The organism is Laceyella sacchari (assembly GCF_024927925.1).
GTDB lineage: Bacteria > Bacillota > Bacilli > Thermoactinomycetales > Thermoactinomycetaceae > Laceyella > Laceyella sacchari.
Map to the genome: position 1 here is coordinate 752,858 of NZ_CP103866.1, position 13,941 is coordinate 766,798.

Annotated in this window: 15 protein-coding genes; 12 read left to right on the forward strand and 3 right to left on the reverse strand. The window is 48.6% G+C overall.

The window, feature by feature from the left end; translation table 11 throughout:
* Window positions 1-40: 40 nt before the first annotated feature.
* The 3 genes from NYR52_RS03890 to NYR52_RS03900 all read left to right on the forward strand — a co-directional run bounded on the left by NYR52_RS03890 (window position 41) and on the right by NYR52_RS03900 (window position 3,709).
* The gene (locus NYR52_RS03890) at window positions 41-1,399 is read left to right on the forward strand and encodes an MDR family MFS transporter (RefSeq protein ID WP_259436336.1); all 1,359 of its coding nucleotides are present in this window, start codon (window positions 41-43) and stop codon (window positions 1,397-1,399) included.
* Between the two features lie 168 nt (window positions 1,400-1,567).
* On the forward strand, window positions 1,568-1,993 hold the full coding sequence (locus NYR52_RS03895; protein ID WP_259436337.1) for a MarR family winged helix-turn-helix transcriptional regulator: 426 nt from the start codon (window positions 1,568-1,570) through the stop codon (window positions 1,991-1,993).
* Window positions 1,994-2,098: 105 nt separating this feature from the next.
* A complete protein-coding gene (locus NYR52_RS03900) occupies window positions 2,099-3,709 on the forward strand; it encodes an MDR family MFS transporter (protein WP_259436338.1) in 1,611 nt (536 codons plus the stop codon).
* 57 nt (window positions 3,710-3,766) lie between these two features.
* Here NYR52_RS03900 and floT read toward each other — a convergent pair whose 3' ends face one another.
* Together floT and NYR52_RS03910 are read right to left on the reverse strand one after the other, a co-directional pair.
* The gene (gene floT / locus NYR52_RS03905; protein ID WP_132219741.1) at window positions 3,767-5,290 is read right to left on the reverse strand and encodes a flotillin lipid rafts scaffold protein FloT; all 1,524 of its coding nucleotides are present in this window, start codon (window positions 5,288-5,290) and stop codon (window positions 3,767-3,769) included.
* An 8-nt stretch (window positions 5,291-5,298) separates the two neighbouring features.
* A complete protein-coding gene (locus NYR52_RS03910) occupies window positions 5,299-5,799 on the reverse strand; it encodes an NfeD family membrane protein (RefSeq protein WP_132219742.1) in 501 nt (166 codons plus the stop codon).
* A gap of 213 nt (window positions 5,800-6,012) precedes the next feature.
* Here NYR52_RS03910 and NYR52_RS03915 point away from each other — a divergent pair, with 213 nt between their 5' ends.
* The 5 genes from NYR52_RS03915 to cdaS all read left to right on the forward strand — a co-directional run bounded on the left by NYR52_RS03915 (window position 6,013) and on the right by cdaS (window position 10,567).
* On the forward strand, window positions 6,013-6,552 hold the full coding sequence (locus NYR52_RS03915; RefSeq protein ID WP_259436339.1) for a superoxide dismutase family protein: 540 nt from the start codon (window positions 6,013-6,015) through the stop codon (window positions 6,550-6,552).
* A 138-nt stretch (window positions 6,553-6,690) separates the two neighbouring features.
* Window positions 6,691-7,458 (forward strand): dioxygenase family protein, encoded by a 768-nt coding sequence (locus tag NYR52_RS03920; RefSeq protein WP_259436340.1) that lies wholly within the window; start codon window positions 6,691-6,693, stop codon window positions 7,456-7,458.
* Window positions 7,459-7,735: 277 nt separating this feature from the next.
* Window positions 7,736-9,256, forward strand: a complete 1,521-nt coding sequence (locus NYR52_RS03925) for a class I adenylate-forming enzyme family protein (RefSeq protein WP_259436341.1) — start codon at window positions 7,736-7,738, stop codon at window positions 9,254-9,256.
* Between the two features lie 153 nt (window positions 9,257-9,409).
* Window positions 9,410-9,841 carry a GNAT family N-acetyltransferase gene (locus tag NYR52_RS03930; protein ID WP_132219746.1) on the forward strand — a complete coding sequence of 144 codons (432 nt, stop codon included), beginning with the start codon at window positions 9,410-9,412 and terminating at the stop codon, window positions 9,839-9,841.
* A gap of 108 nt (window positions 9,842-9,949) precedes the next feature.
* Window positions 9,950-10,567: a sporulation-specific diadenylate cyclase CdaS gene (gene cdaS / locus NYR52_RS03935; RefSeq protein ID WP_259436342.1), complete on the forward strand. Its 618-nt coding sequence runs from the start codon at window positions 9,950-9,952 to the stop codon at window positions 10,565-10,567.
* 225 nt (window positions 10,568-10,792) lie between these two features.
* Here cdaS and NYR52_RS03940 read toward each other — a convergent pair whose 3' ends face one another.
* A complete protein-coding gene (locus NYR52_RS03940; RefSeq protein WP_022737225.1) occupies window positions 10,793-10,999 on the reverse strand; it encodes a DUF1657 domain-containing protein in 207 nt (68 codons plus the stop codon).
* A 142-nt stretch (window positions 11,000-11,141) separates the two neighbouring features.
* Between NYR52_RS03940 and NYR52_RS03945 the strand changes: the two genes are divergently transcribed.
* Genes NYR52_RS03945 through spoVAE form a run of 4 tightly spaced genes read left to right on the forward strand, consistent with a single transcriptional unit; the run spans window position 11,142 to window position 13,873 of the window.
* Complete coding sequence (locus NYR52_RS03945; RefSeq protein ID WP_259436343.1) at window positions 11,142-12,002, forward strand: DUF421 domain-containing protein; 861 nt, start codon at window positions 11,142-11,144, stop codon at window positions 12,000-12,002.
* An 11-nt stretch (window positions 12,003-12,013) separates the two neighbouring features.
* Window positions 12,014-12,502 carry a stage V sporulation protein AC gene (gene spoVAC / locus NYR52_RS03950; protein ID WP_102991709.1) on the forward strand — a complete coding sequence of 163 codons (489 nt, stop codon included), beginning with the start codon at window positions 12,014-12,016 and terminating at the stop codon, window positions 12,500-12,502.
* A gap of 1 nt (window position 12,503) precedes the next feature.
* Window positions 12,504-13,523 (forward strand): stage V sporulation protein AD, encoded by a 1,020-nt coding sequence (gene spoVAD / locus NYR52_RS03955; protein ID WP_022737228.1) that lies wholly within the window; start codon window positions 12,504-12,506, stop codon window positions 13,521-13,523.
* Window positions 13,523-13,873 (forward strand): stage V sporulation protein AE, encoded by a 351-nt coding sequence (gene spoVAE, locus NYR52_RS03960; protein WP_029071947.1) that lies wholly within the window; start codon window positions 13,523-13,525, stop codon window positions 13,871-13,873. The genes spoVAD and spoVAE overlap by 1 nt, the downstream gene beginning before the upstream one ends.
* The last annotated feature ends 68 nt before the right edge of the window (window positions 13,874-13,941 follow it).

Below are 13,941 nucleotides of genomic sequence, written 5' to 3' on the forward strand. Positions count from 1 at the left end.
ACATTAAAATTGAAATAGGGGCTGCGGGGTGATATTTGTAATGATTGAAACGAAATCATACCCATCGCGCGCAGACAGATATTTACAGAAACACTTGCATCCGCTGGTTATTTTCCTCCTATTTGGAACGGCGCTCATCCGCGTTGCCGCTTTTATGAGTTTGCCGTTTTTAGCCTTTTACTTGACGTCGACATTCCATTTTAACTCCTTTCAAACAGGGGTTGTCATCGGTATGTCCGGCCTTGGAGGGGCAGTCGGGGGGATCATCGGCGGAGGATTATCCGATCTGTTCGGGCGTAGGCGTATATTAAACCTGACCATGATCGGGTGGACAAGCATTTTTTTTATGTATTTGTTTGCGTCGGAGTATGTGCATTTTATTGTGTTAAGTTTTTTGCATGGATTGTTTCGGTCATTTTTTGACCCGATTTCACAAGCATGTATGTCAGATTTGACGTCAGAAGAAAAGCGGTTGCAAGTATTTAGTTACCGTTATGTGGCTCTGAATGTGGGGATGGTGACGGGTCCCATGCTAGGGGCGTATTTGTTTCACTGGCTCGGCATTCAGACCTTTGCCGTCGCAGGATCCATTTTTGCCTTGTATAGCGTGATGCTTCGGTCTCGGCTTTCCCGTTACCGCCATCGGCTAAACAAGCCTCCGGCCAAACGGAGGGCGCATTTGGTCAACTGCCTCAGGGTTATCACCCGAGATCGGGCATTGGGTTATTATATCTTGGGAGGCATGCTGTTTTTTATGGTGTACGCCCAGATGGAATCCAATTTGCCCATCTATTTGTCCAATGAAATTCCGGACGGTAGCAAGATTTATCCCATTTTGCTCGTGATTAACGCGGGTCTGGTGATTTTAATGCAACGCCTGATCTCCAAATGGTCAGAAAAGAAACATCCGCTAAGCAGCATCGTGTTGGGTTCTTGTTTGTATACACTGGGCTTTTATTGTTTTTCAGTAAATGAAAATCCAATCATGTTTATAGCGGGCATGTCATTTCTCACCTTTGGCGAGATGTTTATCTTTCCCGTCACCAACCAATTGACGGATCAATTGGCAGATGAGAGATACCGCGGCGCTTATTATGGGGCAGCCAATTTTGCACAGCTTGGTTTGTGCGTGGGCCCGATTCTTGGTGGGTGGCTCTTGAAGCAGTTTGATGGCTTGACTATGTGGAACATTACCGCGGTTATTTCCATCCTGATCTTGTGGTTTTACGCCATGGGCTATCGGAAATATACTTCCAGGCGGCAGGTGGCGGTGGTGGACATTGTCTACCGGGTGTTGTTGGATCTCAAGCTCGTGTTTGTTGTCAAAGTGTTTCTCAAATTAATTCCATTTGCCGTTTTCTCTGGGATCATCTGGCATCTAATACATAAATCCCCCTAATCGATGAGCACGCCCCGTGTTGGCTTTTGCCGCACGGGGTTTTTTCTGTCTGGAGTGAAGATATTTTCTTGACAAAAAGGTTAACTGACATTAATATTTAGGTTTGTGTTATATTTGTGTCATATAATTAATTGTGCGGTTTAATATTTGGGGTGATGATCAAAAAATATGGACACCTACATCAACCGATTGTTCCGAGCCATCTTGCTGGCGATGGAGCAAATGAAGCCTGGGTTGAAAAAGAGCTTGGAAGAGGAAGGTGTGACTTCGACCCAATTTTACATTTTGCTCTATCTGCTGAAGAATGGGGGAAGCAAAGTGTCCGACCTGGCCAAGTGGATGGAGGTGAAACCCAGTGCGGTGACGACGATTACCGACCGACTGGTACACCATGGGTTTGTCTCGCGTGAGCATGATGAGGCGGATCGCAGAATTGTTCGTATCCGTTTGACTGAGGGTGGCAAGGAACGATTGGAAGGGATCAAGAGCAAGCGGTTAAATATTCTTAAAGAGCAGTTGACGCATCTGTCTGAGGCCGAGATTCGGATGCTTACGGACTTGTGTGAAAAAATCGCAGGCATTACGCCTGAATAGAAAGGAGTTCGCAAGAGGAAGAACAAAACAAGATGTTTTTCCTCATCCGCGAACGATTAAAAAGCATTGTTTGTCAAATTTATATATTTGAAATGAGGTACTCATATGGCAGAAATTTCTCAGCAAGCCACGATTGAGTCGCCGCAATCGAAAGAGGCCAACCGCGGTTGGTTGATTGCAGGACTGATTATCGCCATGCTGTTCGCAGCATTGGAAGGCACGATTGTGGGGACGGCGATGCCGCGGATCGTAGGAGATTTGGGCGGTTTGAGCTTGATGACTTGGCTGACCACCGCTTATATGTTGACATCGACCACGATTGTGCCCATCGCCGGTAAATTAGCGGATTTGATGGGGAGAAAGGCGATTTATATCACCGGTTTGGTGATATTTATGATCGGCTCCGCTATGTGCGGACTGGCGCAGGATATGACACAACTGATCATTTTCCGTGCGTTCCAAGGCCTTGGTGGCGGGATCATGATGCCTATGGCCATGATTATCATCGGGGATCTGTTTGTCGGTAAAGAACGCGCCAAATGGCAAGGTGTTTTTGGCGCATTGTACGGGATTTCTTCTGTGATCGGGCCGCAAGTGGGCGGTTGGATTGTGGATTATTGGGATTGGCACTGGGTGTTTTATATTAATTTGCCTGTCGGCATTGTAGCGACCATCTTGATCGCCAAGGGTTTGAAATCGCATAAGGCAACTGGCCCAGTCAAGATTGATGTGGGCGGTATTTTCACCATGGTGATCGGGGTAGTCAGCTTGTTGTTGGCCCTGACTCTGGGGGGAGTCGATTATGATTGGGATTCCTGGCAGATCTTAGGGATGTTTGCTTTGGCGTTTGTCTCCCTTAGCGCTTTTTTAGTAATTGAATCAAAAGTGGAAGAGCCAATCTTGCCAATGCACTTGTTTAAAAACAAGCTGTTCACTTTGCTCAACGGAATCGGCTTTTTCATGAGTGTGGGCATGTTTGGGGCCATCATGTTTGTGCCGTTATTCATGCAAGGTGTAGTGGGTGTGAGTGCGACCAAATCAGGGACGATCATGACACCCATGATGATTACGATGATCGTGTCCAGCATTATTGGCGGCCGCATTGTTTATAAAATCGGCGTCAAGGCGCAGATTGTCACGGGCATGATTATCATCGCCATTGGCTTTGGTTTCATGACGACCATGACCGAAACCACTACCCAGCTGGTGGCCACTTTGTATATGATGGTGATGGGCTTGGGGATGGGTCTGGTCATGCCAACCATTACCCTGGCGTTACAAGAGAGTTTTCCCAAAAACCAGTTGGGGGTAGTTACCTCTTCCAGCCAGTTTTTCCGTCAGATTGGCGGCACTTTTGGCATGACGGTGTTGGGGGCGATTATGAACCATCACTCTACTAAAACGCTGAGTGACCAGTTATTGCCCCATTTGGAGAAGTTGCCGGCGGGGGCGAGCCAGTTGACGGCTCACTTCAAAAAGATGGTGGAGACGGACCCGCAAGGGTTGTACTCTGGCTTGTTAAACCCTGATATGTTTCGGCAAATGCCGGCGCAGGTGGCAGACATGATTGTCCCCATTCTGAAGGACGCACTTGTCTCTTCCCTCCATCAAGTGTTTTTGTATGGATTGATCTTTGTTGTGGTAGGAGCTATGTTCACGCTGTTTTTAAAACGAATTCGTTTAAGTGAAAAACGGGAAGACAAACAAGCTGCTTAAGCCGAACAATAGTTGAAAAAAACTCCAGGCACGCGACAGTGCCTGGAGTTTTTTGTTTTATTCTTTTTCTGTTAATTTCGCAGTCGATTCTGCCGATTTGCCTGGAGTCTTGTTGGTTTGGATCAACCCTTGAATAATTTGATTCAAGTCGATGCCGGAAACGCTTTTCAGCATTTCTGGGGTTTGTGCCATCAGATTGGTGACATAATTGCTTACTTTGGAGGCGCCTTGACCGTTTTCACCAGAAGCGTCAACCACGGTCAACTTATCGATGTTGCTCAGCGGTTGAGCGACTTGTTTTGCCAGCTCAGGCAGCATTTTGGCGATGAGATCAAGTACGGCGGCTTGCCCGTAACTTTCAAACGCTTCCGCCAGCTTTTGTTTGGCTTCTGCTTCTGCCAACCCTTTGGCGCGGATGACTTCTGCTTGGGCAATCCCTTCCAATTTCTCTACTTCCGCTTGTGCCAACCCTTTGGCTTTGACTGCTTCCGCTTCGGCATTCCCTTTGGCCTTAATGGTAGAAGCTTCTGCTAGGGCGCGGGCTTCCTGTTCAAAGCGGAGAGCTTTGGCTTCTTGCTCTTTGGCGTAGCGGTCAGCGTCCGCTTTTTTGCGCACTTCGGCATCGTATTGTTTTTCACGGCGTGTAATTTCTTTCTCTTCCAATTCGATCATTTTTTGCTTTTTGACCAGTTCGATTTCCATCTGTTCGCGAACCACTTGCTGTTTAAAACGGTTTTCTTGCAAATTATAGGCTTGGTCTGCTTCCGCCCGTTTCATATCCTGTTCGATTTTAAATTCGGAGATGCGCAGTTCTTTGTTCTTTTGCGCTTCAGCGATGTTGGTTTCAGAAATGAGAGAAGCTTTGGTTCCTTCTTCACGCGCTTTGGCGGTTTGGATTTCCGTGTCGCGGATGGCGTTGGCTTCAGCGATATCGGCGTCGCGGCGAACCATGGCGATGCGGGGACGGCCGAGCGCTTCGAGGTAGCCGTTTTTGTCGCGCACGTCTTTGATGGTGAACGACACGATCTGTAAGCCCATTTTCTTCAGGTCACGTGCGGCGACGGTTTGCACTTCTTGGGCAAATTTCTCCCGGTTTTTGTACACTTCCTCTACGGTCATCGTACCGAGAATGGCACGCAGGTGCCCTTCCAGCACTTCACGGGCTTCGTCGTTTAACACATCATCACTTTTGCCCATGAACTGCTCGGCTGCTGTCGCCACATCTTCTAAAGCCCCGCCGATCTTGATGATGGCGACGCCGTCCACCATGATCGGCACGCCTTGTTCGGTGTAGACTTCAGGGGTGGAAACCGTCAACTTATGGGACAGCAGGCTCAATTTTTCGGCTCGTTGGAAGATGGGAACGATAAAAGCGCCACCGCCACGAATAATTTTGATTTTCTTGTTATCGCCATCGGTCAACACATTTTTGCTTCCCAACATACTTCCGGTGACAATCATGGCTTCATCTGCGCCTACGGTTTTGTAACGGGCCCAAAAGGCTATTCCTAGAAAAACCAATGCAACGAAAACAACCGAAATAATTTCAAAAATTTCCAAAAGAATCGATCTCCTTTCCATTTTGATCGCTAGCGTGGAGTTACATATAATACTTGGTCTTTCACGTCGATGACGACTACGGTGGAACCCATCGGAATTTCTGTTTGCTCGTAGCTTGCGGCAATTTGATTGGTTTGGCCAGAGGCGGTAAGAATCATGACTTCTCCAAAACCATGGCTGGGAATGGTGACGGTCACTTCTCCTTTTTTACCCCGTAAATCGGTCAAGCGAAACCCAGTTGAATTTTCCGCCAATTTACTTGGCCGCACAATCCCGATGTATAACAGAATGGAGGAAATCACGGCTAAGATGAGCGCCCCGGCTAGACTGGCAATGCTGGAGAGCGAAGTGAATTGGCTTAGAATTAACCCAGCTCCGCCGAATACGGTGATCGCCCCAATCAGGGTGACCGGATGAATGGCTGGGATGCCGATGTCGACATCCATAAGGCCGTCTCCAATCAAAAGCATGATAATGGCGAACAGGAATCCGCCGGCCAGACACCCCCAAAAAATAATGTGCAGATCCATGCGGCGCCTCCTTTGCAGCTTCTCTTTTTATTATACGAAAAGGAGAAATAACGAGGCTTGTCAATTTTAGAAATATTATTTTATAGAAAATAATCTTGGTAAAAGGTCTGGACAGCTGCTTTGTAGTGAGTGTGATTTCCCAGCTCTCGCTTGACACGCGATCGATATTGTTAAAATAATGAATAAATGGAAAAGTCAAGGGGAGTGGGAAGTTTGCATATCAAATGGGGTTGTCTCATTTTGGCTTGCTTAGCCGTGACTGGTTGTGCCGGCAATGTACCCGTTAGCGATGACAAGCCGTCTGTCACTGTCAACCTGTTGAATTCGCAAGGAGTCAAGATCGGCACCGCGGTGTTAACAGAAGAGAAGGTCGGAGAAGGGGTGAAAATCCAGCTCAAGGCGAGCCAGCTTTCTCCAGGGCCACATGGCTTCCACATTCATGAAACGGGTCAATGCACACCGCCCGATTTCAAATCGGCGGGCGGACATTTTAATCCTCATCACAAAGCGCATGGAAAGTTAAACACCAACGGCGCCCATGCCGGCGATTTGGATAATATCGTCGCTGATGCAAAGGGTAATGTGCACAGCGAGCAAGTGGCCAAGGGAGTCACTTTGGCCAAAGGCCAACTGCATTCGTTATTTAAAAGCGGGGGGACGTCCTTGGTGATCCATGAAGGACCAGATGATTTGAAAACCGACCCTGCGGGAAATTCGGGAAAACGCGTTGCCTGTGGCGCTATCCAGCCATGATTGGGTTTTGCTCACCGGTTCGTTTTGGGCACAATAGAGGGAAGCTGAGCAGCGCTCTTTCTTGACGCAGGAAATTTATTTATATAAAGTAACTAACATAAAGTAATTTGAACTTATCGTACGTTCGGAGGGGTTTTCATGCTTCCCACCTTATTTTTGGCACATGGATCGCCGATGTTGGCAATCGAACAGACAGATTACACGCAGTTTCTTGAGCAGCTCGGCCAGACGTTTAAACCGAAAGCGATTGTCATTTTTTCAGCGCATTGGGAAAGTGAAGTGCAAAGCATTTCTTACACTGACGGCGTGTATGAAACGATTTGCGATTTTTATGGCTTTCCAGAAGAGCTATATGCCATTCGCTACCCGGCCAAAGGATCGGTACAGTTAGCTGAGCGGTTGACTGAGATGTTTGCTGATGGTGGGATCGAGGTTCGTAAAGATCGCTCACGGGGATTGGATCATGGTTCATGGACGCTGTTGCATCGCATGTACCCGCAAGCCGATATACCGGTGATCCAGCTCTCTGTCAATCCTTTTTTGCCTCCTGAGACACAGTTCAATATAGGGGCATGTTTGCGCGGAATCGGAGACCAAGGGATCTTGGTGATCGGAAGCGGTGTGACCGTGCATAATTTACGGGCGCTCAAGTGGGAACAGACCTCCCCTGAGCCTTGGGCCGTCGCCTTTGACGATTGGCTGGTGGAAAAGGTGCAAGCCAAGGATTGGGACGACTTGTTCCGATACGCAGAGTTGGCCCCTTATGCCGGCATGGCTGTCCCCAGACCAGAACACTTTGTCCCGTTTTTCATCGCTATGGGTAGTGCAAGTCCGCAGGCGGAAGCGAAAGTGCTACACCGTGGTTATGACTTGGGAACATTGAGCTATTTGTGTCTGCAATTCTAGGGAGCAATTACCTGATTACCAAGGAAGAGACTGGGACTGTCTGGCAATGCAAGTGGGTGCGTTTATCAGGTATGAAGTAAATGGTAAACTTTTTATCAACTATACCTTAAATTAAAAGTCCTTTTTTCGAGAAGTTTCGGAAAAAGGACTTTTTTGTATGTATAGATGATCGTGATAGAATTCAGTCCATCGAACGGAAAGATTCTGGTTTGTATATTATTTGGATAGGTATTATTATCATTTATATCTGACATGCATCTTGGGGGAGGTTAACAACATGACAACAATTGGAAAACTGTTGGATGCACGTGCTGCATTATCACCAAGATTAGAAGCCTTGGTGAGTCACGGTGAACGAATAACGTTCCAGGAATATAAAGAAAAGGTTAATCAATTGGCTAACTATCTATTGGATTTGCACGTGGAACCTGGTGACCGTGTTGCATTTATTTGCAAGAATACATACGCTTTTCCCATCATATATTTGGCTGCAGTCAAGATTGGTGCCATTGCCGTGCCGATCAACACACGGTTGAAACCGGCAGAGGTTCGATATATCGTCGAGGACTGCCAAGCGAAAATTCTGTTTTACGATGAAGAGTTCAGGGAGGCACTGACCTCGCTTCCCCCCTGTGTCGAAAAAGTGATCCGCGCAGCGGTGGGAGAAGAGATGGACGAGCATTTCAAGAGCATCTTTGAAATCGCCTCCACTAAAGAGCCGGCCGCGACGGTCACTGAATGGGATACGGCCATGATCATTTATACATCTGGTACCACTGGTCAACCCAAAGGCGTGATGTGTACCCATGCCAATGTGTACGCGGCGGGAATAGCCAATGTCAACACGCTCGATTTGCGTTTTGCTGACCGCTTTTTGTTTGTGACGCCACTGTTTCACATCAGTGGGATGATGTTTATCGTCAACGCTTTGATTCGCGGTATCACGTTGGTAATGGCGCCCAACTTCACCCCTTCCCAATTGTGGGAGCTGATTGATGAAGAGAAGATCAACAACATGATGTCGGTGCCGGCGATGTTGCCGTTTATGTTGGAAATGTTGAAAACGATCGACAAGGACTTGTTCAGCCTGCGGGGAATTGTCTGCGGCGGGTCCCGGGTTCCCGAACGACTCATCAGGGAGTTTGACGATCTGGGCTTCTCTATCATCCAAGTGTACGGCGCGACGGAATACACAGGAGCGATTACGTACTTCTTGCCGGAGATGGACTTGAATCGATGCCATTCGGCCGGCAAGGGGGTGTATCTGACCCAAATCAAAATCCTTGATCCGCTGACAGGCCAAGAATGCCCAACGGGGGAGGTCGGGGAGATTGTGGTGCGCAGCGACTCGGTGTTTGCGGGCTATTGGAACAATCAAGAGGAAACGGATAAGGTGCTGAAAAACGGCTGGTATTATACCAAAGATGTGGGGAAATTGGATGAAGACGGCTACCTGTATGTGATCGACCGCCTGCGGGACATGGTGATCTGTGGAGGAGAGAAAGTGTTCCCCGCCCAAGTGGAAGACGTGATCCAGCAACTGGACGGCGTTGCGGAAGTGGCTGTAGTAGGGGTCAAAGACGCTGTGTGGGGTGAGCTTCCCCGGGCATATGTGGTTAAAGCCGAGGGTGCCGTGTTGACAGAGGATGACGTTATGGCCCATGCGCGGCGCCATCTGGCCGATTATAAGTTGATCGATGTGGAATTTATCGATGAGTTGCCAAAAAACAGCATGGGCAAAGTGTTGAAGTATGTGTTGCGGGCCCATGCGAACAATGAGAGCCCCTCTAAAGCATAAAGGGATGGTTAGGAAACGCGTCTGCATCAAGCAGGCGCGTTTTTTACGTGTCAAAGTTTGGCGAGCAGCTGGCAGTCACGTTCTCAAAAAAATGGGTATGGATTATACTGAGGTAGTTGCGGGCATGTATGTAGCTGAAAGGATGGTGCATTGATGCAAGCGAAACGGGTAGTCGGAAAAGAGGAATTGGAGGCGGCATTTCGGATTAGGCGAACCGTGTTTGTCGAAGAACAAGGTGTGCCGTTAGAAGATGAATTTGATGAGCATGAGGAACAATCCGAGCACATCCTCGTGCATGCCGAGGGGAAACCGGTCGGAACGGGAAGGGTGCGAATGGTGGAGGGCGTTGCCAAATTGGAACGCATCTGCATTTTACCCGCGTACCGCAAACACGGATTGGGCAAAGTGATCATCCATGCGCTGGAGAAAGTGGCGCGAGAACAGGGCGCCACTTCGGCCAAATTGCATGCGCAAACACATGCGGAAGGATTTTACAAAAAGTTGGGCTATACCACTAAGTCAGCTGTGTTCATGGAAGACGGTATTCCCCATGTGCTGATGGTTAAGACTCTGTCAGAAGCTTAGCTGCGGTGACGATCTGTGCTTGTGGATAAGGTGGGAGGAGCCGGGGAACGCTGGTTGATGAGTGGATCAGGTGCATCCCTTCCCATCTGTTATGTTTGAGGTGTAAACATGAGTGTGAACGATTGCGATACGTCGGTTTTGAAAAAACAGCTTGTCCGAAATTTGTTGGCTGTTGCCGATCAGATCAACCGCTTTTTGGAAGTGGTTGATGATGAGGACAAATGCTTGTTGGGCGAGTTTAGAAGCATAAGAAATCAAATCGTGATGAGTGAAGCGTTGGCTTCATCTTTTTACTTGCAATGCTATCTGTCACCTTTCACTAAGCAATATGTAGGCTTGCTACAAAGTGTCGCCCATCTGTCAGAGCGGAAGCATGGAGCGTTGATCGTGGTACAACGCCAAGACCCGCTATCTTCCTTTCTTTCTCATGGGACGATGATTCAGGCGAAGTTTTCCAGCTCGCTGTTGGAGTCGATTTTTTATCCGGGTAGCCCCTTGCATGATGGCGCGGTGTTGATCCAAGATGACAAGATTGTTTCCGCCGCTCACGTGTTGCCTTTGTCAAACAAAGAGGTGGAGAATGACCAAAAATTGGGTACTCGGCATCGGGCGGCTCTGGGATTGAGCGAATTGAGCGATGCGATTGTGATTGTGGTGTCCGAAGAAACCGGGCGCGCTTCGTTTGCCTTGAACGGTCGGCTGTATGTGATTGGAATGGCCGCTTGAATGGCTTACCGCCTGTCTCACAGATGTTCGTCGCCTCTCAGATCCAAGCGGGCCTTTTCTTTTTGGCGCCGGTCGCCAAGCCTGGAAGTCTGAGGCTCTTAACTGAACCGTCATGTGCAGTACTTCGGTAATTGGTTAAGCATGAGTTAAACATATCAACAAACGCAATAAAAGAAAAACCCGCTCCCATTCTCTGTTCTGGGGGGCGGGTTTTTCTTTACGCGCTTAAAATCCTTTGTATTGGGGTTCTTCGTTTTCCAATTGTTGTACACGTGGTGTGATTTGATCGATGATCTGTTGGGTCTGTTGCGCGGCTTGCGTGTAAAGCTGTTTGGCTTGTTTGTTTTCGGTGCTAAGTGCGAATTGCTCTAAGCTGGCTTGGGCGCTTTTAAGCGAGGCGACACAGGTTTTGACATCGGATGCAATCGTCATAGGAAAACCTCCTTTTCATTATTGTCATAGGCTTAATCTGCGCAATGAACATCTGATTATGATGCCAAAAAAATGCATATCCGTCCGGAAAGAGATCATACTAAGCAATAATGATTTCACCAATCAAGGGGAGGCGGGCTTCATGCCGGATTGGATTGCAGTGGCGCTAAGGACGTTGGTGGCGATCATCATTCTTTTCGTGCTAACCAAGTTGCTAGGAAAAAGGCAAGTGAACCAACTGTCACTCTTTGAATACATAACCGGCATCACCATTGGCAGCTTGGCGGCCTATATTCCTCTGGAAATGGGCGAAAAATGGCACTTGGGCATTGTTTCATTAGCCATTTGGGCAACGGTAGCGTTCGGAATTGAACTTCTTCAATTGAAAAGCAAAAAAGCGAGGGAATGGCTTGACGGCAAAGCCACCATCTTAATCAAAAACGGAAAAGTGCTGGAAGATAACCTGAAAAAAGAACGGATCACTATTGAAGAGATGATGGCACAACTGCGGAACAAAAACATTTTCAATGTGAGTGATGTTGAATTTGCCGTGATGGAAGCCAACGGAAATATCAACGTATTGCCGTATAAGGACAGGCGGCCAGTCACGGCTAAGATGTTGGGGCTTCAGGTCGGTCATGAGGACGAACCCCATGTGGTAATCGAGGACGGCGCGATCTTGGATGAAGAATTGGCCACCCGGGGTTTAAATCGCGGATGGTTGCAAACGGAGCTGGAGAAGCAAGGGGTGGCATTGGAAAATGTGTTCATCGGCCAAGTCGACTCAGACGGCCAGCTGTATCTGGATCTGTATGATGATCAAATCCAGATCCAGCCGACACTAGAAAAAGCGAAGTTGCTGGCCACACTGAAAAAATGTGAGGCCGACCTGGAGATGTTTAGCCTGTCGACGGACGATGAGCAAGCCAAAAAGCTGTATGAGCAAAGCTCGCATCAATTGCAAAAAGTGATCAAGGAAATCAAACCACAGTTAATCAGTTAGGGAGAGAAACAATGGCAAACGATCAAAAAAAGAAACTGACACCTGTGCAACAAGAATATCAAAAGCTGGCTAAAAAACATGAACCCCCGCGCCCTGTCGGCAAAAATTGCCTGCGTGCCTTTATCGCCGGGGGAGGTGTGTGCATCGTAGGGCAATTGTTGCAAGATATGTACATGAAATGGGTTGGCCTTCCCGAAGACCAAGCGTCCACCGCGACGGTGGCGTCGCTGATCTTGTTGTCCGTGATTTTCACCAGCTTGGGAGTATATGATAAATTCGGCCAATGGGCTGGAGCGGGCTCAGCGGTACCCGTGACGGGCTTTGCCAATTCCATGGCTTCGGCTGCGATTGAACATCGCAGTGAAGGGATGGTTTTGGGGGTTGGAGGAAAAATGTTCAAATTGGCGGGATCAGTCATCGTGTTTGGTACCGTTGCCGCCGTGATTATTGCGTTGTTGCATTTGTTATTCAATCCCAATATTGCAGGTGGGGGTTCATAACATGCGAAAAGGTCATCAGAGTTGGGTGTTTGAAAGAAAGCCGGTCATCCAGTCGACGGCCACAGTTGTTGGCCCCTTTGAAGGGCGGGGGCCATTGGGCGAAGATTTTGACGTAATCCATGGTGAGTCCACGCTAAACCAAGACAGTTGGGAAAAAGCGGAGAAAATGCTGATTGAGGAAGCGGCGCAACTGGCCATTGACAAATCAGGGCTCACAAAAGAGCAGATTCAGTTTTTCATCGCCGGAGATTTGATGAACCAGATTGTCAGCACCAGCTTTGCGGCGAGAACCTTGGGGATGCCTTACTTGGGGGTTTTTGGGGCATGTTCTACCTCGATGGAGAGCTTGGCACTGGGTTCGCTACTGGTAAATGCGGGGGCGGCCACCGACGTGCTGGTAGGGACATGTAGCCACAACTCAGCGGTGGAAAAGCAATTCCGTTACCCCACAGAATATGGTTCTCAAAAGCCGCCGACCGCGCAATACACAGTGACGGGCGCGGGGGCGGCAGTCATCTCCGAGCAGGGGGAAGGCCCGATCGTCACCTCGGCCACGATTGGCCGCGTGGTCGATATGGGGGTGACCGATCCGTTCAATATGGGTGCGGCCATGGCGCCGGCAGCCGTCGATACCATCCAAGCGCATTTTCGCGATTTGCAGATTACGCCAGACCATTATGACTTGATTGTGACCGGTGACTTAGCAAAGGTGGGGCATGGCATTGTCTGCGATTTGCTTGAGAAACACCGGATTCCGGTCGATCTGGCGAAATACTGGGATTGTGGCATGATGATATACGACTATGATAAGCAAATGGTGCAAGCGGGAGGGAGCGGGTGCGCTTGTTGCGCGGTGGTCACATACGGCCATTTGTTGAACCGCATGAAAAAGGGAGAATTTAACCGCATCTTGGTTGTGGCGACTGGGGCACTGCTGTCTCCGCTGTCTTATCAGCAAGGGGAGACCATTCCTTGCATTGCGCATGCTGTTTCAATAGAAAGGGGGAACATAAGCGGATGATGCAATATCTGTGGGCTTTTCTAGTTGGTGGAGCCATCTGTGTAGTGGGGCAGCTTTTGTTTGATGTGGCTAAGTTGACGCCAGCCCATACCATGGCGACATTGGTGGTTGCGGGCGCGATTGTCGACGGTCTCGGCTTGTATGAACCGTTGATCAAATTTGCTGGTGCAGGGGCAACCGTGCCGATCACCAGTTTTGGCAATTCATTGGTGCACGGGGCCATTCAGCAGATGAAGTTGGATGGATGGACAGGCGCAATCACTGGTATTTTCAAGATCACCAGCGCGGGGATCACGGCGGCGATTTTTTTTGCATTTTTTGCCGCGTTGTTTGTGAAACCAAAAGGGTAATCAAAGCTTCGTTTTTAAGAGCAAAAGGACGACACGCTCCAAAGTATGAGTGTGCCGTCCTTTTCGAT